The 23,554-nt window shown below is 45.3% G+C and carries 25 protein-coding genes; 24 read left to right on the top strand and 1 reads right to left on the bottom strand.

Features of this window, described 5'->3' with window-relative positions:
- Nucleotides 1–74: 74 nt before the first annotated feature.
- The 9 genes from B143_RS0107650 to tsaE all read left to right on the top strand — a co-directional run bounded on the left by B143_RS0107650 (nucleotide 75) and on the right by tsaE (nucleotide 11,980).
- On the top strand, nucleotides 75–2,318 hold the full coding sequence (locus B143_RS0107650; RefSeq protein WP_018122828.1) for a TonB-dependent hemoglobin/transferrin/lactoferrin family receptor: 2,244 nt from the start codon (nucleotides 75–77) through the stop codon (nucleotides 2,316–2,318).
- A gap of 15 nt (nucleotides 2,319–2,333) precedes the next feature.
- A complete protein-coding gene (locus tag B143_RS0107645) occupies nucleotides 2,334–3,200 on the top strand; it encodes a heme/hemin ABC transporter substrate-binding protein (protein ID WP_248647515.1) in 867 nt (288 codons plus the stop codon).
- A 2-nt stretch (nucleotides 3,201–3,202) separates the two neighbouring features.
- Entirely contained in the window at nucleotides 3,203–4,207 is a 1,005-nt protein-coding gene (locus tag B143_RS0107640) for a FecCD family ABC transporter permease (protein WP_246782456.1), read from the top strand.
- On the top strand, nucleotides 4,204–5,016 hold the full coding sequence (locus tag B143_RS0107635) for an ATP-binding cassette domain-containing protein (RefSeq protein WP_018122825.1): 813 nt from the start codon (nucleotides 4,204–4,206) through the stop codon (nucleotides 5,014–5,016). The genes B143_RS0107640 and B143_RS0107635 overlap by 4 nt, the downstream gene beginning before the upstream one ends.
- Before the next feature lie 108 nt (nucleotides 5,017–5,124).
- The gene (gene gyrA, locus B143_RS0107630) at nucleotides 5,125–7,734 is read left to right on the top strand and encodes a DNA gyrase subunit A (RefSeq protein WP_018122824.1); all 2,610 of its coding nucleotides are present in this window, start codon (nucleotides 5,125–5,127) and stop codon (nucleotides 7,732–7,734) included.
- A 67-nt stretch (nucleotides 7,735–7,801) separates the two neighbouring features.
- Complete coding sequence (locus tag B143_RS0107625; RefSeq protein ID WP_018122823.1) at nucleotides 7,802–8,467, top strand: MarC family NAAT transporter; 666 nt, start codon at nucleotides 7,802–7,804, stop codon at nucleotides 8,465–8,467.
- 27 nt (nucleotides 8,468–8,494) lie between these two features.
- On the top strand, nucleotides 8,495–9,853 hold the full coding sequence (locus B143_RS0107620; RefSeq protein ID WP_018122822.1) for an MATE family efflux transporter: 1,359 nt from the start codon (nucleotides 8,495–8,497) through the stop codon (nucleotides 9,851–9,853).
- A 159-nt stretch (nucleotides 9,854–10,012) separates the two neighbouring features.
- Nucleotides 10,013–11,515, top strand: coding sequence for a bifunctional ADP-dependent NAD(P)H-hydrate dehydratase/NAD(P)H-hydrate epimerase (locus B143_RS0107615; RefSeq protein ID WP_008315583.1), 1,503 nt, complete (start codon nucleotides 10,013–10,015; stop codon nucleotides 11,513–11,515).
- A gap of 3 nt (nucleotides 11,516–11,518) precedes the next feature.
- Entirely contained in the window at nucleotides 11,519–11,980 is a 462-nt protein-coding gene (tsaE, locus tag B143_RS0107610; protein WP_018122821.1) for a tRNA (adenosine(37)-N6)-threonylcarbamoyltransferase complex ATPase subunit type 1 TsaE, read from the top strand.
- Here the strand turns inward: tsaE and B143_RS0107605 are convergent.
- Nucleotides 11,969–12,616: a hypothetical protein gene (locus B143_RS0107605; protein ID WP_143695672.1), complete on the bottom strand. Its 648-nt coding sequence runs from the start codon at nucleotides 12,614–12,616 to the stop codon at nucleotides 11,969–11,971. The genes tsaE and B143_RS0107605 overlap by 12 nt on opposite strands.
- 233 nt (nucleotides 12,617–12,849) lie before the next feature.
- On the opposite strand from B143_RS0107605, the gene apbC reads away from it, so the two are divergent.
- The 15 genes from apbC (at nucleotide 12,850) to B143_RS0107530 (ending at nucleotide 23,546) form a co-directional block, all read left to right on the top strand.
- The gene (gene apbC, locus B143_RS0107600) at nucleotides 12,850–13,932 is read left to right on the top strand and encodes an iron-sulfur cluster carrier protein ApbC (RefSeq protein WP_018122819.1); all 1,083 of its coding nucleotides are present in this window, start codon (nucleotides 12,850–12,852) and stop codon (nucleotides 13,930–13,932) included.
- 3 nt (nucleotides 13,933–13,935) lie between these two features.
- Nucleotides 13,936–14,505, top strand: coding sequence for a dCTP deaminase (gene dcd, locus B143_RS0107595; protein ID WP_008315579.1), 570 nt, complete (start codon nucleotides 13,936–13,938; stop codon nucleotides 14,503–14,505).
- Between the two features lie 14 nt (nucleotides 14,506–14,519).
- The gene (gene map / locus B143_RS0107590) at nucleotides 14,520–15,287 is read left to right on the top strand and encodes a type I methionyl aminopeptidase (protein WP_018122818.1); all 768 of its coding nucleotides are present in this window, start codon (nucleotides 14,520–14,522) and stop codon (nucleotides 15,285–15,287) included.
- 2 nt (nucleotides 15,288–15,289) lie between these two features.
- Complete coding sequence (locus B143_RS0107585; RefSeq protein WP_018122817.1) at nucleotides 15,290–16,459, top strand: FAD-dependent monooxygenase; 1,170 nt, start codon at nucleotides 15,290–15,292, stop codon at nucleotides 16,457–16,459.
- 8 nt (nucleotides 16,460–16,467) lie between these two features.
- Nucleotides 16,468–17,676, top strand: coding sequence for a UbiH/UbiF/VisC/COQ6 family ubiquinone biosynthesis hydroxylase (locus tag B143_RS0107580; RefSeq protein WP_008315576.1), 1,209 nt, complete (start codon nucleotides 16,468–16,470; stop codon nucleotides 17,674–17,676).
- A 17-nt stretch (nucleotides 17,677–17,693) separates the two neighbouring features.
- Nucleotides 17,694–18,032, top strand: coding sequence for a hypothetical protein (locus B143_RS0107575; RefSeq protein ID WP_008315574.1), 339 nt, complete (start codon nucleotides 17,694–17,696; stop codon nucleotides 18,030–18,032).
- Nucleotides 18,033–18,041: 9 nt separating this feature from the next.
- Nucleotides 18,042–18,332: a cell division protein ZapA gene (locus tag B143_RS0107570; RefSeq protein WP_018122816.1), complete on the top strand. Its 291-nt coding sequence runs from the start codon at nucleotides 18,042–18,044 to the stop codon at nucleotides 18,330–18,332.
- Complete coding sequence (locus tag B143_RS0107565; protein ID WP_018122815.1) at nucleotides 18,332–18,742, top strand: HIT domain-containing protein; 411 nt, start codon at nucleotides 18,332–18,334, stop codon at nucleotides 18,740–18,742. The genes B143_RS0107570 and B143_RS0107565 overlap by 1 nt, the downstream gene beginning before the upstream one ends.
- A complete protein-coding gene (locus tag B143_RS0107560; protein WP_018122814.1) occupies nucleotides 18,739–19,728 on the top strand; it encodes a YihY/virulence factor BrkB family protein in 990 nt (329 codons plus the stop codon). Before B143_RS0107565 ends, B143_RS0107560 begins: the two co-directional genes overlap by 4 nt.
- Entirely contained in the window at nucleotides 19,721–20,170 is a 450-nt protein-coding gene (locus B143_RS0107555) for a YcgN family cysteine cluster protein (protein WP_018122813.1), read from the top strand. Before B143_RS0107560 ends, B143_RS0107555 begins: the two co-directional genes overlap by 8 nt.
- A complete protein-coding gene (moaC, locus tag B143_RS0107550) occupies nucleotides 20,160–20,645 on the top strand; it encodes a cyclic pyranopterin monophosphate synthase MoaC (RefSeq protein ID WP_008315569.1) in 486 nt (161 codons plus the stop codon). The genes B143_RS0107555 and moaC overlap by 11 nt, the downstream gene beginning before the upstream one ends.
- A 73-nt stretch (nucleotides 20,646–20,718) precedes the next feature.
- Nucleotides 20,719–21,219 carry a YceD family protein gene (locus tag B143_RS0107545; protein WP_233491555.1) on the top strand — a complete coding sequence of 167 codons (501 nt, stop codon included), beginning with the start codon at nucleotides 20,719–20,721 and terminating at the stop codon, nucleotides 21,217–21,219.
- 33 nt (nucleotides 21,220–21,252) lie between these two features.
- Complete coding sequence (gene rpmF / locus B143_RS0107540; protein WP_008315565.1) at nucleotides 21,253–21,447, top strand: 50S ribosomal protein L32; 195 nt, start codon at nucleotides 21,253–21,255, stop codon at nucleotides 21,445–21,447.
- 86 nt (nucleotides 21,448–21,533) lie between these two features.
- Nucleotides 21,534–22,589 (top strand): phosphate acyltransferase PlsX, encoded by a 1,056-nt coding sequence (gene plsX / locus B143_RS0107535; RefSeq protein WP_018122812.1) that lies wholly within the window; start codon nucleotides 21,534–21,536, stop codon nucleotides 22,587–22,589.
- Between the two features lie 3 nt (nucleotides 22,590–22,592).
- The gene (locus tag B143_RS0107530) at nucleotides 22,593–23,546 is read left to right on the top strand and encodes a beta-ketoacyl-ACP synthase III (RefSeq protein ID WP_018122811.1); all 954 of its coding nucleotides are present in this window, start codon (nucleotides 22,593–22,595) and stop codon (nucleotides 23,544–23,546) included.
- Nucleotides 23,547–23,554: the final 8 nt, after the last annotated feature.

The raw sequence follows: 23,554 nt of genomic DNA, 5'->3' as shown, positions 1-23,554 counted from the left end.
GATAAATACTAATAATAAGCAAATAGGAATTAATATCATTTGGTATTCACTTTTAGTTACATTGAAGGAAAGTCATGCATCAGCGCACCATTTTGTTCACTGTTTTAATGTCATTGATCGGCACTGCCGCCGCAGAATCCTCAACCCCAAAAGATGTGGGCACCACGCGTGTTGTGGTGGCAGCCCTGAAAGATGAGCGCGTTGCCGAAGAAGCCGCAACGAGTTTATCTCAAGTGGACAGTGAAACCATGGAACGCGTTGGGGCAACGAATTTAAGCAATGCCTTGCGTTATGAAGCAGGCGTGAATGTGGACATGACGTCCACAGGGCGCATGGACAATGTGCGGATTCGCGGCGTGGGTGATGATCGCGTGATGATTGCCATTGATGGCGCACCGATTCCGATGGCATTTAAATTTGGCGGTGGTTATACAGACATGGGGCAAGGTTATTTTGATGTCGATGCCATGAAGCGCATTGACATCATTAAAGGCCCTGTTTCAATGTTATATGGCAGCAGTGCCTTAGCAGGCGGCATCTTTATGGAAACGAAAGATCCGAGCGATTTTATTCGTGAAGGGCAGCGCTATGGCGGTGAAGTTAAATTTGGCTATGGCACGGCAGATCGTGATCAATTGGTGACGGCAACGGCTGCGGCAAAAATCACCGATACTTTATCTGCATTTGTGCGCGCCTCATTTCGTAAACATTACGAGCGCCGCAACTATGAAGGCAAAGCCTATAGCGAAAATTTATTAGGCGCAGGTCGCACGCATCCGAATCCTGCAGAAGCGAATGTTAAAAATATTTTATCTAAAGTGGCGTTTGAGCCAAGTGATGCACATCGTTTTGCTTTAAGTTATGAGTATTTTAACAGTCACGCTTGGGATGATGCTGCCAATAGAATAGGTGAAAAGCCTATGGCATTTCCCGGCATGCCAACGTTTTCTGCGCACCATACAAATATGCTCAACATTCGTCAGCAAGTGAATGTACGTTATGACTTTAATGTAGAAACGCCAATGTTTGATCGTGGGCATGTGATGGGATATTACCAATCTACCAAAGCGCGTCAATCGGTGACAGAAGCGCGTGAACATACAGCACGCGGCGTTTTTACCGAAGATCGCTTCAGACAATCTCACTTTAAAAATGAGCAAGTGGGCTTTAATACAGAGTTCTATAAAGCCTTGGAAACGGGTTCAATCTCCCATGAATTGAGCTATGGCGCAAATTATAAACACACGAAAGTGAAGACTTTGCGTTTAGGTCACTCTTTTAATCGTCAAACAGGTGCATCCACAGAAACGCAAACCTTCCCGAATAAAAGCTTCCCAGATTCTAAAATTCATGAATATGGTTTATTTGCACAAGATCGCATCGGATTTTTAGACAATCGTTTAGAGGTGATTTTAGGGTTGCGTTATGATCATTATTCTTTAAAAGTTCAGCAAGGCGGACCATTTTTAGAAGCCAATCCGGGTGTATTGGCGCCTGTTGGCTTAAATAAAGGGCATTTATCGAAGCGTTTAGCGGTGCTGTATTATCCCCATGATCATCACACCATCTATGCAAACTATGCGGAAGGCTTTAAAGCCCCGAGTTTTAATGCGGTCAATGTTGGATTTTCGAACCTTGCCCATGGTTACACCGCGATCTCAAATCCTGATTTAAAACCAGAAACGAGCAAAACTTTTGAGCTCGGTTGGAACTTTAATGATGAGATCAATTCAGCGTCTGTTGCGGCGTTTTACACCAAATATGACAACTTCATTGAAGAGCTTAAAGTGGTGGGGCATCGAAATGGCGTGCGTTTACATCAATCTGTGAATTTAGATAAAAGCCACATTTATGGCTTAGAAGGTAAAGCGAGCATTCGTGTGCTTGAGTTACAAAACAACGATGCTGAGTTGCGCTTAAATCTCAATGCCGCTTATGCAAAAGGCAAAGACAATCAAACCAAAGAGCCGATTGACAGCGTCGAGCCTTTAACAGGCATCATCGGTATGAGCTATGGCTACAGTGATAGAGCATTTGTGGGGCTCAATTTAAAGCTTGTGGCACCGAAAAAGGCTAAAGATATTTCAACTGCGTTGCGTGACAATGGCGTCACCAAAATGCCTGGCTACGGAACGCTTGATTTAGTGGGCGAATATCGCCCGAATGATAACATCCGCATCAATGCGGGGATTTATAACTTATTGGATAAAAAGCATTGGAACTGGGGCAATCGCATGAATCAAACCACACCGCGTGATGTGGTGCGTGGGACTGAGCCTGGCATCAATGCAGGATTATCCGTCACCATCAGTTTTTAAGTGCAGAGATTACCCATGATTAAGACAATGACTCTTGCGGCTGCGTGTGCAGCGGCAATGCTCACCTCAAGTTTTGCCAATGAACGCATCATCACAACATCAGCCTACATTACACAAGTGGTGGAAGCTTTAGGCAAAGCGCCAGAATTGGTGGGTGCAGACACCACAAGCCGTTACAACGATGATTTAAAAGCGTTGCCAGATGTGGGCTATCGCATTGCCCTTTCGACAGAAGGGATGCTCTCTTTAAAGCCCACATTGGTGTTGTGGTCATCGGATTCAGGACCACAAACCACCATTGATCAGGTCAATGGCTCAGGCATTAAAAATCTCACCGTGAAAAAACCGGTGAACATGGCTGAATTAAAAACCATGGTCAGTCAAATCGGTGAAGCATTAGACGCCGCTTCACAAAGTGAACTGATCAATGCCGAGTTAGAAGAGAAACATCAAACTTTGCAAAAAGCGATTGCTGCGCGCGGTGAGAAAAAAGCCCTCTTTATTATGAATGAAATGGGGCAAGGCAAAAATGGCAGCAGCCAAAACTTTGCCGGCAATGACACAAGTGCAAATGCTTTAATTGAGCTCTTGGGCATGGACAATCCCTTTGCAAAACAATTCAGCGCTTATAAAGCGGTGAACGTGGAAACACAAATTCAGCAAGGGGCGGATATTGTCTTCATCGGCAAGCGCTATGATGGCAAAACAGAAGTGCCACCCATTGTGCGTTTAGACAGCGCTGCTTTAGGTTGGCCTGCGCCCGTTGCGCCTAAATGCGTCTATGAAGTGGACATCAGCCACATGCTCGTCTATGGCATCCATTTATATGATGATGCGCTCGCCCTCAATGGTTTAGTCAATGAGTGCCTAGGGGAAGAGTAGTTGTGGGGGAACGATCATTATCGTTGAGCCTGCTAATCATGGTGGGCTTGATCATCTGTACGGTTGTGATCTCAAGTTATGTGGGTGCGCTCAGCATCTCATGGTCAGAGATTTTTAACACAGGCAGTTTAGACAATTACATCTTCTGGCAGATTCGTCTGCCAAGGATTCTCGCAGCACTTTTAGTCGGTGGCGCATTTGCCATCTCAGGTGCTGTGATGCAAGGTTTATTTCGCAATCCCTTGGTGGAGCCCGGCATTATTGGGGTCTCAAGTGGTGCGGCGTTTTTTGTAGCGTTAACGATTGTTTTGGGTGGCAAGCTATTTCCTGCACTAATAGATTACTTAAACGATTATACGCTGCCTGTCGCAGCCTGCATTGGTGGGTGGGCTGTGACAGCTTTTTTATACTATGTCTCAAGACACAATCAAAATGTGAGCGTCAGTTCGATGTTATTGGTGGGGATCGCCATCAATGCCTTCATTGGCGCGCTCTTGGGCTTATTGAGCTTTGTGGCAACCGATGATCAATTGCGTTCTTTGACCTTTTGGTCATTGGGCAGCTTAGGTGGATTTGATTACTCAAAGCTGCTCGTATTATTGGTGATTCAGCTTGTGGTGGTGCCTTTTTTCCTTTTGAGAATTCGCGCGATGAATGCGATGCTCTTAGGTGAACGAGAAGCGCGCCATTTGGGCATCAATGTGGAGCGCTTAAAGAAACAGCAGATCTGGGGCGTTGCGATTCTAACGGGCAGTGCGGTGGCATTTTCAGGCGGCATTGGCTTTGTGGGCTTAGTGATTCCGCATTTAGTGCGCATGCTGTTTGGCTCTGATCACCGCTTTGTTCTGCCGCTCTCCTTTTTAATGGGTGGATTGTTGCTGCTGATTGCTGACAGTTTATCGCGTGTATTAGCGGCTCCCGCTGAAGTGCCGATTGGCATTTTCACCGCCTTCATTGGCGCACCATTTTTGGGCTATTTAGTCTATCGACAAGCGGGGCTGAGATGATGTTAGAGATTCATGATTTAACTTATGACATTAAAACCCGTCACGGCGTGCGCACTTTGGTGAACATTCCGCGCCTAAGCATTCAAAAGCATCAATTAACGGCGCTCATTGGTCCTAATGGCGCAGGGAAAACAACGCTGCTGCATTTGTTATCGGGCGATACTGAACCGACAACCGGGCGCGTTGAGTTAGATGGACGCAATTTACAGCATTATCCGATTGAACATTTGGCGAAAAAGCGCGCTGTATTGCCACAATTGCAGCACATTCCTTTTGCCATCAGCGTGATGGCGATTTTGTCGATGGGGTTAATGCCCTATGGCATCAATGAGCAGCATCCCCAAGGCAAAGCGCTCATTGCTGAAGTGGCAGAGAGTTTACAGCTCAGCCATTTATTAGATCGCACCTATCAAGCATTGTCGGGCGGTGAGCAGCATCGCGTGCAAATTGGGCGCGTGTTGGTGCAGTCGCTCTTTGAGCTTGAAACAGCCGGTGAGGATCGCTTGTTGCTGTTAGATGAACCTTTTAACCATTTAGATTTGTATCATCAAAAACATTTGCTGAAATATTTCGATTGCTTGCGGGCGCGCAAAATGACAATTGTGTGTGTGATGCATGACCTCAATCAAGCGCTGCATGCGGCGGATGATTGCATCATTTTGGCAAAAGGTGAATTGCAAGGTGTGTATCCTGCCGAATCCTTAAAAGATGGGGCGATTTTAGGGCAAGTTTTCCAAATTCCCTTCATACAATTGAACAATGCAAACCATCCTAATGCGCATGCATTATCCATTTTTGGCGGTGAGTGAGCCACTCATTGAAATTGTCATGGTACCTATGTGAATTACAGGCAGAAAATCCTATTTTGTGATATGATTTTGTAGTTTTATGGTTAATTATTACACAAAGGAAATTCAATGAGTGAGTTTGCCAAAGAGATAGTTTCGGTTAACTTAGAAGAAGAGATGAGAAAATCTTATCTCGACTATGCCATGAGCGTCATTATCGGACGTGCATTGCCTGATGTGCGAGATGGTTTGAAACCCGTTCATCGTCGAATTTTACACTCGATGAACCAAACTCATAACGATTGGAATAAGCCTTATAAAAAATCTGCGCGCATCGTGGGTGATGTGATGGGTAAATACCATCCACACGGTGACAGTGCAATTTATGATTCCATTGTGCGCATGGCGCAACCCTTCTCAATGCGTTATATGTTGGTGGATGGTCAAGGTAACTTCGGTTCGGTGGATGGGGATTCCCCAGCGGCGATGCGTTATACAGAAGTGAGAATGAGCCGCATTGCCCATACATTATTACAAGACATCGACAAAGAAACCGTTGATTTTATCCCAAACTATGATGGATCAGAAGTTGAGCCATCTGTATTGCCAACGCAAATCCCGAATTTATTGGTCAATGGATCATCCGGTATTGCGGTGGGGATGGCGACGAACATTCCGCCACACAACTTAACAGAAACCATCAATGCATGTGTTGCCCTCATTCAAAATCCTGAGGTGACAATTGATGAGTTGATGGAACACATTCCTGCCCCAGATTTCCCAACGGCAGGCATCATTAATGGTACAAAAGGTGTGCGTGAAGCGTATCACACTGGCCGTGGTCGCGTTGTGATGCGTGCCCGTTGTGACATTGAGATTGATGAAAAACGCAATCGCGAAGTGATTGTGGTTTCAGAATTACCGTATCAAGTGAACAAAGCGCGTCTCATTGAGAAAATTGTGGAATTGCACCGCGATAAAATCATTGAAGGCATTGCGCCTGATGGTTTGCGTGATGAATCCGATAAAGACGGCATGCGCATTGTCATCGAATTAAAACGTGGTGAATCTGGCATGGTGGTGCTCAATCAATTGTATAAGCACACAGCGTTACAAAGCAGCTTTAGCATCAACATGGTGGCGATTGATCAAGGTCAGCCAAAATTGTTGAACTTAAAGCAAGTGCTTGAAGCGTTCATTGCCCATCGCCGCGAAGTGATCACACGTCGCACCATCTATGATTTGCGTAAAGCGCGTGAACGTGCACATTTGTTAGAAGGTTTGACAGTGGCACTTGTGAACATCGATGAGATGATCGAATTGATTCGTTCTTCAAAAGATGGCGCGACGGCTAAAGTCAAAATGCTTGATAAAATCTGGACAGCTGGTGATGTGATCCCGATGCTTGAGCGCGCCGCAGAGCTCAATGAAGCCGCTGCCCTTGATCAAAATGGCGAATATGGTTTGATCGATGGCGGTTATCGCCTCACAGAAGTACAAGCCCAAGCCATTTTAGACATGCGTTTACAGCGCTTAACCGGTTTAGAGCAAGATAAGATTCATGATGAATACCAAATCTTATTAGAAGCGATTGCCGCATTCATTGAAATTTTAGTGAATCCTGATCGCTTAAAAGAAGTGGTGTTAGAAGAGTTAGAAAAAGTGCGTGCTGATTTCCATGATGCGCGCCGTACAGAGATTCGTCCATCCGCTGAAGACATTGACATTTTAGACCTCATTGCCGATGAACAAGTGGTGGTGACATTGTCTCACCGCGGCTACATTAAGTATCAGCAATTGGGTGAATATCAAGCACAAAAACGTGGCGGTCGCGGTAAGTCAGCTGCGAAAGTGAAAGATGAAGATCACGTTGTCAACCTCATCACCACAAGTACGCATGCACAATTGATGTGTTTCTCATCCATTGGGCGCGTATATTGGCTTCGCACTTATGAATTGCCAGAAGCAGGGCGTGGTTCATCGGGGCGCCCGATTGTGAACATGTTGCCATTGTCTGAAGGCGAGCGCATCACCTCCATTTTACCGGTGGAAGAGTACAGCGCTGAATTATTCATTGTGATGGCAACGCGCCATGGCGTGATTAAGAAAACAAGCTTAGATAAGTTTGCAAGCCAGCGTTCAACGGGTGTGATTGCCTTAACGTTAGATGAAGGCGATGAACTCATTGGCACAGCGATCACAGATGGTGAGAAAGACATCATGCTCTTCACCTCTGATGGTAAAGTCAATCGCTTCAGTGAAGCGGATGTGCGTGATACCGGTCGTGGTGCTCGTGGTGTGAAATCCATGAATCTGACGGATGCACAAACCATCATTTCCATGATCATTCCTGAAGCGGACAGCGTGATTTTGATCGCCACAGAAAATGGTTATGGTAAACGCACGCGCGCTGAAGAGTTCACGCGTCACCGTCGCGGTGGTAAGGGGATGATCGGCATTCAAACCTCAGAGCGTAATGGTTCTGTGATCAGTGCCTGTTTAGTGAAAGAAGATGAGGAAGTGATCCTCATTTCAAGTAACGGCGTATTGGTGCGCACGCGCGTTTCTGAAATCTCCATTTTAGGTCGCAACACGCAAGGGGTTCGTTTGATTCGTTTAGATGAATCGGATCAATTGGTGGGCTTAACGGCGGTTGAAGCTGAAGAAGAGATGGAAGAGATGCCAGAAGATGCAGCAGAAACACCGGATGCTGAAGAAGTGGTGACAACGAACGAATAAGATCGTGTCACAATTCATTTCCATAAGGCAGGGCAATCCCTGCCTTATCTAATTTTGAGGAGGTGACATGTTTGATTTTGTGAAAGTGATCGCGATGGTTTTCTTGATGCTGATTCCATTGGCGAACCCTTTGGTGGCGGTCACGTTGATGATGAGCCTTGGGGCACGACTCTCAACCGAAGAAAAACATAAGCAGGCAAAGGATGCTGCTAAATACTCGTTGATTGTGATGCTCATCAGTTTTTATTGTGGGCAATTGGTGATGCAGATTTTTGGTATCTCGATTCCGGGATTGCGCATTGCTGGCGGTTTAATTGTGATGGTGATTGGCTTTCAGATGCTCTTTCCGCCACAAAATTATGGCTCAACGCCTGAGCTTGAAAGTAAAAAAGATGAATTGAAAAACAGAGCCGCCATGAATCTTGCGTTCATCCCATTAACCATGCCGGGATTTGCAGGGCCAGGGACAATCGCGATGGTGATCTCCATTGCCTCAACATTGCCAAATTTTGGTGCGCCAACGTGGGTAACACTGACTGCGCCTGTGTTTTCCTTCATCGCATTGTGCCTATTTTTGTGGTTTTGTTTAAGAAGTTCAGAATTCATCATCCGTAAATTAGGACAAAGCGGCATCGAAGTGATCTCACGCGTGATGGGATTTTTACTCGTCTGCATGGGCGTACAATTTTGCATCAATGGTGTGGTGGAATTACTGCATCACACACAATCTTAAATCACCTCTTTTTGACGAGGACACTGCATGAAAAAAGTTTTTGTGGGCGCTGAATTTAAAGCGCTCATCTTCTTAGCGCTGCCCATTTTATGTACTCAGCTGTTGCAAGTGGGCATGGGCACCACAGACATTGCGATTACTGGGCATTTTGATCCCCTTGTGCAATCAGGTGTTGCGATGGGTGTATTTGTGTGGAACCCCATTTTACTTTTCTCATCGGGCACTTTGATGAGCATCACCATTTTGACGGCGCACTTTTTTGGGGCAAATCGCATTAAACGCATCCCGACAGTCTTTCAAGGCGGCACGATGATGGCGATGGTGTTTGCCGTGATTGCGATGTTCATCATGTGGCATTCAGAAGGCATTTTGCGCCTTTTTGAAGTGCAAGAAGCGGTGATTCCTTTAACGGTGGATTATCTGCGTGCGCTCTCTTTAGGTGTACCTGCAATATTCTTATTCAATACATTGCGCTGTGTGTGTGAAGGCGTGGCTAAGCCATTGCCTGTGACGTTGGTGACCTGTGTGGGTTTTGTGGTCAATGGCGTGATGAACTATTTTTTAGTCAATGGTTATGCCCCCATTGGTTTACCAAGTTTGGGCGTGATTGGCTCAGGGATTGGCACAGCGAGCGCAATGTGGTGCATGTTGATCTGTATGCTGCTCTTTTTTAGGGTGGAACCTCGATTAAAAGCATTGCAACTTTTTAAATATCGTGCGCGCATTTTGAAGCAAATTCGCGCTTTATTGAAAGTGGGTTTGCCAAATGGTGCCTCGATCTTTGCAGAAGTGGCAATGTTCTCCGTTTCAGGTTTAATTTTAGGGCGCTTTGGCGAGCTTGTGATCAATAGCCATCAAATCGCGCTGAACATCACAAGTTTATCGTTCATGATTCCCCTTAGCACCTCATTTGCTTTAACGGCTTTAGTGGGGCAACGCATGGGGCGCAAAGATTATGAAGGCGCAATGCGCATTGCACGCATGGGGCGTCGAACCTGTTTTGCCATCATGATTTGTACGGGCATCTATTTATACACCGCTCGTTTTTATCTGCCGATGGTGTTCTCAGATGATCCAAGCATTTTGGCATTGAGCGCGCACCTATTGATTTATTCCATTATTTTCCAATTGCCGGATGGATTACAAATTGCAGCCGCAGGTGGACTTCGTGGCATGAAGGATACCAAAGCACCAATGATGATTGGCATTGTTGCGTATTGGTGCATTGCGTTGCCCACAGGTTATTATTTGGCAGTTGTGAAAAATATGCAGGCTGAAGGGGTCTGGATTGGTTTGATTGTGGGCTTGACTTGTTCTGCGATTCTCTCGAATTTGCGCTTAGAATGGCAGTTTAAGCAATTGACCAAAAAACTCCCTTTGATTTAAATCAACGAGCACTTTGATTTTCCTGTGCGATGCAATTCATTTGTTACATTGATCATCTGTATGAATAATGATCGACAGCTATACAGCGGGTAAGCTTAGGACTATTTTAGTACCATTTCGGATCACTCAATTATTTTTTTTGTAGGATTGTTCAACATTATGAATAGCACTTCAACACCTTTGTATGATATTAAAGCCATTAAAGAGATCGAGCAGACAGCGCTTGAGACGTTAAACATTGCGTCCATCACCTTGATGCAGCGCGCGGCGCTCTTTATTTTAGGATATCTCTATAAGTCGTACCCGGATGTGAAAAAAATTGCCGTCATTGTGGGCGCAGGGCGTAACGGTGGGGATGGCTATTTCTTTGCACAGCAGGCATTGAGCGCTGGCTTTGATGTGAAGGTGTACTATCTTGCAGAGCCGAATAACTTAGTGGACGATGTGCGTAAAGCTTACTTAGCAGCTAAAGGCATGGGCGTGCCTTGTGAATCCTTTTCATCATCAAGTTTAGATGATGCAGATCTCATCATCGACGCCATGATGGGTACCGGTGTGAACCGTGCGTTGTCCGGCGAATGGTTAGGGGCGGCCATGCTCATTAATCGAAGCGGCAAACCTGTGATTTCCATCGATGTGCCATCAGGCATGAATGCGAACACAGGCGCGATTTTAAGTGAAGCGGTCAAAGCCACAGAAACCATCACATTCATTGCCCAAAAACCAGGTTTATACACCGGTAAAGGTCCTGAATATGTGGGGAAGGTGATCTGTTCAGATTTAGGGATCCCGCAAGCGTGCTTTGAATCTGTGCGCGCGGCGTCTTGCTGTTTTAATTTACCTGCGATGGCGGAATGGTTTCCGGATCGTAAAAAGTTCAACCATAAAGGCAATTTTGGGCATGTATTGGTGGTGGGCGGTTACATTGGCATGGCGGGCGCAGCATTGCTCGCAGGGCATGCGGCGCTGCGCATCGGTGCAGGGCGTGTATCAATTGCCACGCATCCACATCATGCCACAGCCATGATTCCTTATCATCCTGAATTGATGGTACATGGCGTACACAACAGTGAAGAGATGGCGCATCTGTTAGACATCGCCACGTGTATTGTGGTGGGCTGTGGGCTTGGCACCAATGAATGGTCGATTGATTTGATGAATGCTGTTTTGGCATCCGGCAAGCCACTTGTGATTGATGCCGATGGTTTAAACTTGATCGCCAAAGGCGCTGTGTCAAAAGAGTTATTGGATGAAAACATCGACAATATGGTGATCACGCCGCATCCTGTCGAGGCTGCGCGCTTACTGCATGGCACAGTCAATGATGTGGAAGCCGATCGCTTAGTGACGGCGAATCAACTCTCTTCGCGCTTTGGCATTACGGTGCTCAAAGGTGCCGGTTCATTGGTGTGCGACTCTGACTTTTTAAGCATCAATACAACGGGCAATCCTGCTATGGCAAGCTCCGGCATGGGTGATGCGTTAAGCGGCATCATTGGCGGTTTGATTGTGCAAGGCGTGTCCATTCGTCGTGCCACGCGTTTAGGTGTGTGGCTTCATGGTTTATCGGGCGATTTATGCGCGAAAGATGGTTATCGCTCTGTGATTGCAACGGATGTCATTGAGTTTTTACCTGAAGCAATTGCGAAATTAAAGGAGTAAATCATGGAACCAAAAATGATTGAATTACACTCTGAGGCGGACACCGCGGAAATTGCGCGTGCACTTGCGGTGCTCATTCAAGAGTTTCGTCACAACAGCATTAAAATTTATCTCTCTGGTGATTTAGGTGCAGGCAAAACCACCTTTTCCAAATACTTTTTAACCGCGCTTGGGGTGAATGAAACCATCAAAAGCCCAACCTATACCATCATTGAAAGTTATCAAGCCGGTGACATTGCGGTGGATCACATTGATTTATATCGCATTCATGAAGAAGATTTGTATGATCTTGGCTTTTTAGAAGATGATCATAAAGTGTGGCTGATTGAGTGGCCAGAAAAGGGCGGCGACTCATTGCCTGCGCCTGATTTATTGTTATCCCTTGAGCGCGATGAATTTTTGACGATGCATCTATTGCCCGAAACAGAGCTCGGGCAACAGGTGCTCAGCGCATTAAATGTCTAAGGCAAATTTAGACACTTTACGATCTAATGGAATGCTCACAAAACCTTCGCCTAAATAGGCGCGGGTTTTGGCATCATAAAATGCATAACGAAGATTTAAATCTTCGTTTTGTACTTTATAAACACCCATCACAATCACTTCTGAGTTGAAAATCTCAGCCGCTTTCGTGGCTTGAACTGTTGGGGCAACCATATGGTTGGCAACGGTGATCATGTCACGCTTGTAGCGAATGTATTTAGCTTGTGCTGTTTTACCAATCACATTTGTTAAGCCCATCGCAGAGATGCGGCCAGCTTTATCGCTTTTATTTAAATCATTCACATCCACAAATGCGCCCACTAAGAATGTCGTGTGATCATTGAAAATGCTTGGGTATTTTTTCTTCACGTCGATGACAGATTTACGCATCGCTTCTTGCATATTGTAAGAGGCTTGTGTTTCATACGCGAGCGCATTGCCGCCCATTGGCGTCACTTCCACCGCTTCAATGTTGAAGTTTTGATAATGCTCATAGTCATATTTAGGTTGGGCGGCGATCGGTAGATCATACGGCACGCCAAATACAGGGGCGCCTTCAACGGCCGGCCAAATACAACCTGTGAGCACAACCATGCTCGCAGCACATATGGGGATCATTTTTTTCATCATTATCCTGTCTCTATTCAATTATTAGATTGATCAATTACACTATTTTGAGAAGTCTTCAGCGCAAAAGTATATCACGGAAATTTATGAAATAACCGTCTCACATTTGACCGAGAATCAAGAGATGCAAAGGTTTATTTGAATGCCTCGTTCGAATTGGTTCTATTCATATTTGTTGTGCGTGGTAGAATGTTGCAATTGATTAGATGAACATTGAGGGTTGTATGAAAGAACAGATCATTAATGCTTTAAATGACGTTAAAGTGATTTATGACAACAAGCGTTTAGGTGAGCTTTTGCGCATCAAGTCTGTGGAGTGGCAAGAGAGTGATCAATCTTATACCGTGACGATCGCCCTCAACTTTGAAAGCAAAACGTATAATGATGCGTTGGTCAAAGCTTGCAGCGAAGCCATTGAGCCTTTATTGCAACGCGGTCAAAGCGCACGCTTTGTGATCAATGCAAAAAATGTTGCCCATAAAGTGCAAAACGGCTTAAAACCGATGGACAACATCAAAAACATCATTGCAGTGGGTTCAGGGAAAGGCGGCGTGGGTAAATCCACAACCTCCATCAATTTAGCCCATGCGTTAAAAAATGAAGGCTTTACGGTGGGTATTTTAGATGCGGACATTTATGGCCCAAGCATGCCAAAAATGTTGGGCACCAATGAACGTCCACGTTCACGCGATAATAAAAGCATGGAGCCGATTGATGTTGATGGCTTACAAGCAATGTCCATCGGCTTTTTAGTGGATGAAGAAAATGCCATGATTTGGCGTGCCCCCATGGCTGTGGGCGCATTGACGCAATTATTAAATGACACCATGTGGCGTGATCTTGATTATTTAATCATCGACATGCCTCCGGGCACTGGCGACATTCAATTGACATTGTCCCAAAAAATTCCGGTGGCGGGCAGTGTGATTGTCACCACGCCACAAGACATCGCTTTGATTGATGCGCGTAAAGGCATCGACATGTTCAATAAAGTGGATGTGCCAATTTTAGGCGTTGTGGAAAACATGAGCACGCATGTGTGTTCTCATTGTGGTCATGAAGAGGCGATCTTTGGCGCTGATGGCGGTAAAGCCTTAGCGGCAGATAGCCATGTGCCATTGTTGGGACAATTACCGCTTGATATTCGTGTGCGTCAAGCCCTCGATCAAGGTCAAGTGCATGTGTTAGATGAGTCCGATATCGCTTTGCGTTATCAAGAAATTGCACTTAAAATGGTGTCACATTTGTCTCAGCGTCCGAAGGATGTTGCCGGCAAATTCCCTAAAATTGTTGTAGAGAATCGCTAAATTATGAGCATTAAATCAGATCGTTGGATCCGCGAACAGGCCGAAAAATATGGCATGATTGAACCATTTGCCCCAGGGCAAGTGCGCTATGATGACAATGACAATCGCATCATCAGCTATGGTACCTCAAGCTATGGTTATGACGTCCGTTGTAGCAATGAGTTCAAAGTTTTTACCAACATCAACTCTACGATTGTAGATCCGAAAAATTTTGAAGCTGGCACGTTTGTCGATGTCGAATCCGATGTGTGCATCATTCCGCCAAATTCCTTTGCCTTAGCGAGAACCATTGAGTATTTTCGCATTCCGCGCAATGTTTTGACGGTGTGCTTAGGTAAATCCACCTACGCGCGTTGTGGCATCATTGTGAATGTCACGCCTTTAGAACCTGAATGGGAAGGGCACGTGACGCTTGAGTTTTCAAACACAACACCATTACCTGCAAAAATTTATGCAGGCGAAGGCGTTGCACAGATGCTCTTTTTTGAATCCGATGAAGTGTGTGAAACCTCTTATAAAGACCGCGGTGGTAAATACCAAGGCCAAACCGGCGTCACACTTCCTAGAACTTAAGAATAAGGATTGTAATGTCTAACATTAGAATTAAAACCGCAGAAGAGATCGCAGGCATTTGTAAAGCTTGCCGTTTAGCTGCGGATGTTTTGGATATGATTGGTGATTATGTCAAAGTTGGGGTCACAACTCTTGAGCTTGACAACATCATGAATCAATACATTTTGGACAATGGCGGCATCTCTGCTTGCTACGGTTATGGTGATCCAGGTTTTCCAAAATATACATGTATCTCCGTCAATCACGTGGTGTGCCACGGGATTCCGAGCGACAAAAAGCTCAAAAAAGGCGACATCCTTAACATTGATGTGACGGTGATTTTAGACGGATATTTTGGTGATAACAGCCGCATGTATACGGCAGGTGAAGTGTCAACATTGGCACGCCGTTTGATTGACACCACTTACGAGTGCATGATGCTTGGCATCGAAACTGTGAAGCCAGGCGCATCGTTCCGTGAAATTGGTCAAGCCATTGAAAAACATGCCCATGCGAACCATTTTTCTGTGGTGGAAGATTTCTGTGGCCATGGCGTTGGCATTGAGTTCCATGAAGCACCTTTAGTGCTCCATTATGATTCGCCAAAAGTGACGGATGTGATGGCGGAAGGCATGATTTTCACCATCGAACCCATGCTCAATGTGGGCAAGCACACCTGTAAAGTGTTGTCCGATGGTTGGACGGTTGTGACGCGTGACCGCTCATTATCCGCACAATGGGAGCATCAAATTTTAGTCACAGCCACAGGTCATGAAATTTTAACTTTACCTAAAAAAGCATAATTATGAACGATCATTCTAAGGTGTCATTTTGTGTATCAGGCGCAGGGCCCATTGGCCTTGCATTGGCGTTAGGATTGGGGCAAGCGGGCTTTAAGGTTACGCTCCTTGATCAAAAAGAGCGCATTGATCCGAAGATATTGTTAGATGATCGTCGCATGTTGGCTTTGTCCCATCGCACCGTTGCGTTTTTTAAGCGTTTAGGTGTGTGGGATCAATTATCGATGCATGCAACGCCGATTGATGCGGTGCATGTGTCGCAAAAACATTGCAAAGTGGAAGTGTTGATGAAGGCAAAATCGCACGACATTGATCACTTCGGCTTTTTAGTGCCCCAAGGGCGCATCATTTTGGCGTTGTATGAACATGTGATGCAAATGGCTGAGATTACCGTCGCCTTTGCCACATCGATTGTGCCAAGTTCAGGTTTAGCTGACGGTGATGTGATTCTTAAACACCAGGGGCAAACGCGCACAGAACATTTTGATTGGCTGATTGCTGCAGAAGGCGTGAACTCAGTCTTGCGCCAACACTTTGGCATTGAAACCTTCATTCGTGATTATGATCAAATGGCGATCATTGCGCGTGCAAAATTTGAGAAAAAACATCACAACATTGCCTATGAGCGCTTCACGCAAGAAGGACCTTTGGCATTATTGCCCGTCAATGAGCAAGAGATGGCAGTGGTTTTAATCACGGACCGCAAAGAGCGCGACCGCTGGCAGCGTGCCTCTGATTTAACATATGCCGCAGAAGTCTTGTCCCGCATTGGGGCGCGTTTAGGTGACATCACAGAGGTGAGTGAGCGCCAGATTTGGCCATTGACATTAATGGTACCCAAAAAAGTGGTGGAAGGGCGCCTATTATTGGCAGGCAACAGCGCGCATGGTTTGCACCCGATCGCCGGACAAGGGCTCAATTTAGGGATTCGTGATTGTGAGGCGATCGTGGATCTTTTTACACAAAATCATCACCCAAATGCCCATGATTTAGCGGCATTTAACGCAGTGCGACATAAAGACATTATTAAAATAGTGGGAGCCACGGACTTTTTAGTCAATGCGTTTGGTATCGAAGGGCAAGCCGCACAAACGGCGCGTTCTTTAGGTTTGCTTGGCGTCAAATTCCTCCCATTTGTGAAAAAGAAAATTGCCACAGTCGGCATGGGCTACTAGGAGATGCTATGCAAAAATTTGATGTCATCATTAATGGTGCAGGTTTAGTTGGTTCAAGCATTGGTTTAGCACTCGCATCGGCGGGTTTACAGGTGTTGATTGTTGAATATGCACCGATTGAAAAATTATACCCAAAAGATGATTACGGTTTACGCGTTTCAGCCTTCACTCCATCGAGCCGTAAATGGTTAGAGCATGTGGGCGTGTGGGATCAGTTGCTCCACAGCGGCCGTATGACACCATTTTTGCACATGTATGTGTGGGATGGATCAGGCAGTGGTGCTTTGCAATTTGATGCCGATGGCACAGGCTCAGATGCCTTAGGTTGGATTTTAGATAATGAAGCCACTCAAGGTGCCTTGATTGATCGCGTTAAAATGCATCAAAACATCGTCTTGATGGATCAAAGCAAGTTGGTGCGCTTTGAGAATTTTGCGGATCACGTTGTTGTCTATACAGAAAAAGGCGAAGCCTTTCAGGCGGAACTTGTGGTGGGCGCAGATGGTGGACGTTCCCTCATTCGTGATTGGGCAGGGATTGCGTGCACGGGCTGGAGTTATGGACAAAAAACCATCGTGGGGCAAGTGAAGCCAGAGCGTGGTCATGACAATACATGTTGGCAAAAATTCACTACAAATGGTCCAGTGGCACTCCTGCCTTTAAATGATGGGCGCTGCTCCTTGGCATGGCACACCACGCATCAAGAAGCTGATGAATTATTGGCGCTTGATCGCGAAACCTTTAGCCGTCGTTTAACCGAAGCCTTTGATGGTCGCTTTGGCAATATCGAGGCCAATTGGTCGCTTGGGGCATTTCCCCTTCGTTTGAATCATGCACGCAATTATTACCGTGACCATTTTGTCTTGGCAGGTGATGCGGCGCACAACATTCATCCGTTGGCAGGGCTTGGCGTCAATATCGGCTTTTTAGATGCCGCAACCTTGGTTGAAGAGCTCATCAATGCCCGTAATGATGGCATTGCGCTGTATGATGAATCCGTTTTAAAACGTTATGAAAAACGCCGCAAAAAACATAATTTATTGGTGATGGGGGCAATGGATGCCTTCAAACGCAGCGGCGGATCGGATCACTTTTTGGTGAACAAAATTCGCAACATTGGTTTGAGCCTTGCGGACAAAGTCCCTTTTGGCAAACGTGAATTGGCACGCTTTGCGATGGGTTATTACGGCGATGTCCCTAAATTTGTCAAACCTTAATCCATAAGGAAATGAGAATGATCGAAGAGAAATTCAAGTTATTAGAATCAAAAGTGTTTAAATTGTTGGGTGAAAATCAAACCTTACGCGCAGAATTGTTGGTGCTCAACACAACCCTCAATGAGCATAAATCAGAAGCGGTGGCGACGATTGAATCATTAAAACACGATGCGGCCGCAAAATTGGCAGCGTTTGAACATGAATCGGCTGAAAAGCTCTCTGCTTTAGAAGCCTCAACAAGTGAGAAAATTGCAGCCTTAGAAGCGGAGAATGAAAAGATTCAATCGCGCAATGTTGAGCTCAGTAACCATTTGAAAAAAATCATGAGCCGTTTAGAGTCTTTAGGCATTCAATAGGAGAAGAACGTGGAACCGATTACCATTACCATTTTAGGCATCGACTATAAAATCTCTTGTCCGCCCGACAAAGAGGATTCTTTAAAACGCTCAGCCGCCGCCTTAGACAGCCGTTTAGCTGCCATGCGCGCAAGTGGCAAAATGTCCCCAGAGCAAGCGGCAATCATGGTGGGCTTGCATTTATCGGATGAATTACTGCAAGCACAAGCGGATTTAGAAAACATTCGTTCAAGTTGGGTGGGTCATTTAGATTCTCTCAATGAGAAATTAGATGCGGCCTTAATGACAAAGGAAGGGTAATGATTTTAGATGCCCGCATTGAGCAAAGCACGTTTTTTGTGGCTGAATTGCCCCTTTGCAATGTCTATTTACAAAATGAGTCGCGTTTTCCGTGGCTCGTTTTGGTGCCGCGTCGTGATGATGTGGCTGAACTCATTGATTTATCGGAAGTGGATCAACAACAAGCCATGCGTGAGATGGCGCTCACCGCTCGCGTGATGCAAGGCTTATTCAGCCCAGATAAACTCAATGTGGCGAATTTAGGCAATGTGGTCAAGCAATTGCACATTCATGTGGTGGCGCGTTTTGCAACGGATGCTGCATGGCCAGATCCCATTTGGGGCAAATTCAGTGCACCGATTGCATACAGTGAAGCAGAGGCAGCGGCCTTAGTGAAAAAATTACAAGCGGCATTGGTTGAGGTGTTATGAAGTTAGTTGAACGTGCCAATGCATGGCTGTGGCAAGGTGAACATACGCCGCTCAAATGGAGTTGCCGTTTATTGTATCGTTTGCTAGAGAGCGTCTCTAAAGAGGGCATTCGCACGCAAGCCCAAGCTTTAGCTTACACCACGATTTTATCCATCGTCCCTTTTATGGCGGTGAGTTTTTCCATTTTGAAAAGCTTTGGCGTGTATCAAACATTTGTGCCGATGCTTCATAAAGGCTTTGATGCCATTGGTTTACACGATGCACAATTGATGGATACATTGATTGGCTTTGTGGACAATGTGCAAGTGGGGCTCCTTGGCAGTATAGGTTTTGTGGTGCTGTTTTATACGGTGGTGAGTTTGATGAGCACCATTGAAAGCGCCTTTAACTCTGCGTGGGGTGTTGAGAAAAATCGTTCTTTTGCGCAGCGTTTTGCCTATTATTTGGTGGCGGTGCTTTTTGGTCCTGTGTTGATTTTCTCGCTCATTTCGTTAATTTCAAGCACGGTGATTGTGCAGGCTTTTCAAGTGCCGGTACCGATGTGGCTCACAAAATATGCCAGTGAAGGGCTCACCATTGGATTGTTGACATTGGTGATTTCAGCGGTCTATTTTTTACTGACGAATGCAAAAGTGAAGATTGTCCCTGCGTTGATTGGCGGTTTAGTGGCGGCGATTGCTTGGCACTTTATGGGTAAAGTTTTTGCGGATTTTATTGCCACATCGAGCAAATATTCTGGCATTTATTCAGGTTTTGCCAGTGTGATTCTCTTCTTTATTTGGATGGATTTAACGTGGCTTGTGATTTTGTTGGGCAACCGCTTGACCTGTTTGTTGCAATATCCACAGCAGTTGATGAAGCAAGAGGGTGAGCAAAGCCGAAGTGTACCGCAAAGCATTACTTTAACCATTGCGCCAAAAGATAAACTTGGTGAAGAGTGGATCGTTCAATCGATTGCAACAGAGAAGGAGAAAGCCCTTGGATAAGCAAACACCTTTTTGGGAAGCCCCTTTAGAGACATTGAGCAGCGATGAATGGGAGCAATTGTGTGATGGCTGCGGTTTATGTTGCTTAAATAAAATTGAGGACATTGACACCGGCGACATCTACACCACGCGCGTGGCATGTGATTTGTTGGACTTAAAAAGCTGCCAATGCACCAATTATGTCAATCGTAAGCGCTTTGTACCCGATTGCATTAAGCTCACTTATGAGATGATTCAAGAGATTGAATGGTTGCCGGAGAGCTGCGCATACATTCGTCGTTATCACAATCAGCCTTTACCAAAATGGCACCATTTATTAACCGGTAGCCGTGACACTGTACGTGAATATGTGGATTGTGGGCAGCGCCTCATCCACGAAAAAGCGGCGAAAAAGCCATTGTATTACTATGTGATTGAAGGAGATTTGGTCCGTGAGTCATGATGAATTAACACACTTTAATCAAGCAGGCGAAGCCCATATGGTTAATGTTGCTGAAAAAAGTGACACCAAGCGCATTGCCATCGCCCATGGCAAAATCACCATGAATGATGTGGCGTTTAAAGCTTTAACGCAAGGCGAGAGCAAAAAAGGGGATGTGCTTGGCATTGCGCGCATTGCTGCGATTCAAGCCACAAAACAGACATCATTGTTGATTCCGCTGTGTCATCCGCTGCCTTTAACGCATGTGTCTGTTGAGTTTGAGTTGTGTGAAGGCAACACCTTAGAGATCATCGTGCAAACTGAAACGGTGGGCAAAACTGGGGTGGAAATGGAAGCCATCACAGGAGTTTCTGTGGGTTTAATGACCGTTTATGATATGCTAAAGGCTGTGGATAAATCCATGGTGTTGAGTCAAATCGAGCTCCTAGAAAAAATCGGTGGCAAGAGCGGACACTATAAACTCACTGAAAAGTGAAGAATTTTTGACAAAAAAATCAGCAAAGATTAGAATAGCAATCTTTTTTGAGAATATTAGCAGGGTATTTTAAGTGAAATACGCAGAGTTTCCCCTCAGAAAAACTGTCAATGAAGGACGGGTTTACGATGATGCGCTCGATGTCGAGCTTTTTCCTCGATTGAGAGATGCAGTGCATTCGGTCGATTCGCCCATTCGTTTTCGAATTCAAGGTGAAACCAATGCATTAGGGCAAAAAGAGATCAATGGTAATGTGGAAGTGACCCTTTCACAAATTTGCCAACGATGTTTAGAACCTTTCGAGACAAAGTTTGATTTGCCCATTCACTGGATTCCTGTCAAAGATGAGTCTGAGCAAGAGTTCATTGGCGATGACGAGGCCATTTTAGTAGTTGACGAAGATGATGTGAATCTCTTAGAACTATTAGAGGACGAGCTATTATTAGCTTTACCTTTAGTGCCAAAGCATGACCTAAATGAGGATTGCGAAGGAAAGGATTATTTAGAAAAGCTCCAACCGCAAGAGGAAACAAGACAACCTTTTGCAGAGCTTGCTGAATTACTAAAAAAATAGTTTTTCTTTAGTAAATTTTAAGAGGAAATAGACATGGCTGTTCAGAAATCAAAAGTAACACGTTCAAAGCGTAATATGCGTCGTGCACACGACTTCTTAACAAGTGCACAATTAAGCACTGATGCGACAAGCGGTGAATTACATCGTCGTCACCACATCACTGCTAACGGCTTTTACCGTGGTCGCCAAGTATTAAATTTTGATAAAAATGTACCAACTGTAGAGTAATTACGCTCAATTGTTGATAAAGTAAAACCTACGTAAATGTACATTTGCGTGGGTTTTTTTATTAAATAATTCTATTGGATAGTACGGTGCTTAATCAAAAAATTACGATTGCAGTGGATGTAATGAGTGGCGATAAAGGCTTAGCCGAGCTATTGCCTGCCGTTATTTCAACTGTTACAGAACATGATCAACTGACTGTGATTGCCGTTGGGCAAGAAGAGCAGTTAAAAGCGCACATTGGCAATCATCCTATGGTGACCTCAGGACGCATCGTGATTCATCACGCAAGCGAAGTGGTGGCGATGGATGAACAACCGCAAAGTGCGCTTAAGAACAAAAAAGATTCTTCAATGCGTGTGGCCATTAACTTAGTGAAAAATGGTCAAGCGATGGCATGTGTATCAGCGGGTAATACTGGGGCTTTAATGGCGACGGCGCGTTTTGTGTTAAAAACGATGCCCGGAATTGATCGTCCTGCGATTTGTACGGTGTTGCCATCGATTCGTTCGCCTTATAAACATGTGCATATGCTCGATTTAGGGGCAAATGTGGATGAAGAACCAAAACATTTACAGCAATTTGCCATGATGGGTTCGCTCATTGCAACGGCTGTGGATAAGAATGAAAACCCTAAAGTGGCGCTCCTTAACATTGGCTCAGAAGCCATTAAGGGCAACAGTTTAGTGCGCGAAACTGCGAAATTATTACAAAATACAGATGTTAACTACATTGGTTTTGTGGAAGGTGATGGCATCTTCTTTGATGATGTAGACGTTGTCGTTTGTGATGGTTTTTCGGGCAATGTGGCATTAAAAACATTGGAAGGCTCATGCAAATTGGTGGCGAAGTATTTAGAAGCCTCCTATAAACAGAACATCTTCACGAAAATGGCAGCCTTGATTTCAAAGCCTGTCTTGCGTTCTTTAAAGAGCAAAGTGGATCCGCGCAATTATAATGGCGCGAGTTTATTAGGGTTACGTGGTATCGTGGTTAAATCTCATGGAAATGCCGATCGCATTTCATTTGCCAATGCCATCAATATTGCCATCAAGCTTGCAGATCAGGACGTTGTGGGCAAGATCGAGAAGCAATTTTCAGTGGAAGATGGTATAACATCCGATTCGGAACAAGTTAAAGGTTAAAGCATGTACTCTAAGATTATTGGAACAGGTCACTACTTGCCAAACAACGTGGTCACCAATCATGACTTAGCAAAAAAGATTGAAACAAGTCATGACTGGATTGTAGAGCGTACAGGGATTCATCAGCGCTACATCGCAGAGGAAGGCGAAACAGCGACAAGTTTTGGTGCCAATGCGGCGCGTTCTGCATTAGAAAATGCAGGTTTGAGCGCAGAGGACATTGATTTAATCGTTGTGGCAACTTCCACACCCGATAAAGTGTATCCATCGACTGCAACATTGATCCAAGCAGAGTTAGGCAACCATTTTGCACCTGCATTTGATGTCACCGCAGCATGTTCAGGTTTTATTTATGCCTTGAGTGTTGCGGATAATTTCATCAAAGCCGGTTCAGCAACACGTGCCTTAGTGATCGGAACTGAGGTCTATTCACGCTTATTGAACTGGGATGATCGCTCAACTTGCGTGTTGTTCGGTGATGGGGCAGCAGCCATTATCTTAGAGGCGAGCGAAACCGCTGGCGTATTGTCCACACACATCCATTCCGATGGTCGCCATGCAGATTTATTGATGGTGGATCGTCCGTATGTCGATGATGTGGATGGTAATCCGTATGTACAAATGAAGGGCAGCGAAGTGTTTAAGCACGCGGTCTCTAAATTGCATCAAATTGTCTCCGAAACATTGACGCACAACAATATTGACCCAAGCGAAGTGGATTGGTTGATTCCGCATCAAGCCAACCTTCGCATCATCAATGCGACGGCGAAAAAAATGGGCTTAGATTCCAGTAAAATCGTCATCACTGTGGATCAGCATGCGAATACATCCGCAGCGAGCATTCCATTGGCATTAGATGCGGCGCGCCGTGATGGTCGCGTCAAAGAAGGACAATTGGTTTTATTAGAAGCATTTGGCGGCGGGTTCACTTGGGGTTCTGCCCTCATTCGCATGTAATACAAGAG

Source organism: Wohlfahrtiimonas chitiniclastica DSM 18708, from assembly GCF_000375345.1.
In the GTDB taxonomy this organism is placed as follows: domain Bacteria; phylum Pseudomonadota; class Gammaproteobacteria; order Cardiobacteriales; family Wohlfahrtiimonadaceae; genus Wohlfahrtiimonas; species Wohlfahrtiimonas chitiniclastica.
Note: the sequence above shows the minus strand (reverse complement) of the source record. Positions and strands in the feature narration are given on the sequence as shown.

Coding starts and splice junctions, on each gene's coding strand:
- rpmF (WP_008315565.1), top strand. CDS start 21,253: ATGGCTGTTCAGAAATCAAAAGTAACACGTTCAAAGCGTAATATGCGT.
- B143_RS0107635 (WP_018122825.1), top strand. CDS start 4,204: ATGATGTTAGAGATTCATGATTTAACTTATGACATTAAAACCCGTCAC.
- gyrA (WP_018122824.1), top strand. CDS start 5,125: ATGAGTGAGTTTGCCAAAGAGATAGTTTCGGTTAACTTAGAAGAAGAG.
- B143_RS0107565 (WP_018122815.1), top strand. CDS start 18,332: ATGATTTTAGATGCCCGCATTGAGCAAAGCACGTTTTTTGTGGCTGAA.
- B143_RS0107615 (WP_008315583.1), top strand. CDS start 10,013: ATGAATAGCACTTCAACACCTTTGTATGATATTAAAGCCATTAAAGAG.
- map (WP_018122818.1), top strand. CDS start 14,520: ATGTCTAACATTAGAATTAAAACCGCAGAAGAGATCGCAGGCATTTGT.
- B143_RS0107620 (WP_018122822.1), top strand. CDS start 8,495: ATGAAAAAAGTTTTTGTGGGCGCTGAATTTAAAGCGCTCATCTTCTTA.
- B143_RS0107575 (WP_008315574.1), top strand. CDS start 17,694: ATGATCGAAGAGAAATTCAAGTTATTAGAATCAAAAGTGTTTAAATTG.
- B143_RS0107625 (WP_018122823.1), top strand. CDS start 7,802: ATGTTTGATTTTGTGAAAGTGATCGCGATGGTTTTCTTGATGCTGATT.
- B143_RS0107585 (WP_018122817.1), top strand. CDS start 15,290: ATGAACGATCATTCTAAGGTGTCATTTTGTGTATCAGGCGCAGGGCCC.
- apbC (WP_018122819.1), top strand. CDS start 12,850: ATGAAAGAACAGATCATTAATGCTTTAAATGACGTTAAAGTGATTTAT.
- B143_RS0107650 (WP_018122828.1), top strand. CDS start 75: ATGCATCAGCGCACCATTTTGTTCACTGTTTTAATGTCATTGATCGGC.
- B143_RS0107530 (WP_018122811.1), top strand. CDS start 22,593: ATGTACTCTAAGATTATTGGAACAGGTCACTACTTGCCAAACAACGTG.
- tsaE (WP_018122821.1), top strand. CDS start 11,519: ATGGAACCAAAAATGATTGAATTACACTCTGAGGCGGACACCGCGGAA.
- dcd (WP_008315579.1), top strand. CDS start 13,936: ATGAGCATTAAATCAGATCGTTGGATCCGCGAACAGGCCGAAAAATAT.
- B143_RS0107605 (WP_143695672.1), bottom strand. CDS start 12,616: ATGATCCCCATATGTGCTGCGAGCATGGTTGTGCTCACAGGTTGTATT.
- B143_RS0107580 (WP_008315576.1), top strand. CDS start 16,468: ATGCAAAAATTTGATGTCATCATTAATGGTGCAGGTTTAGTTGGTTCA.
- B143_RS0107645 (WP_248647515.1), top strand. CDS start 2,334: ATGATTAAGACAATGACTCTTGCGGCTGCGTGTGCAGCGGCAATGCTC.
- B143_RS0107560 (WP_018122814.1), top strand. CDS start 18,739: ATGAAGTTAGTTGAACGTGCCAATGCATGGCTGTGGCAAGGTGAACAT.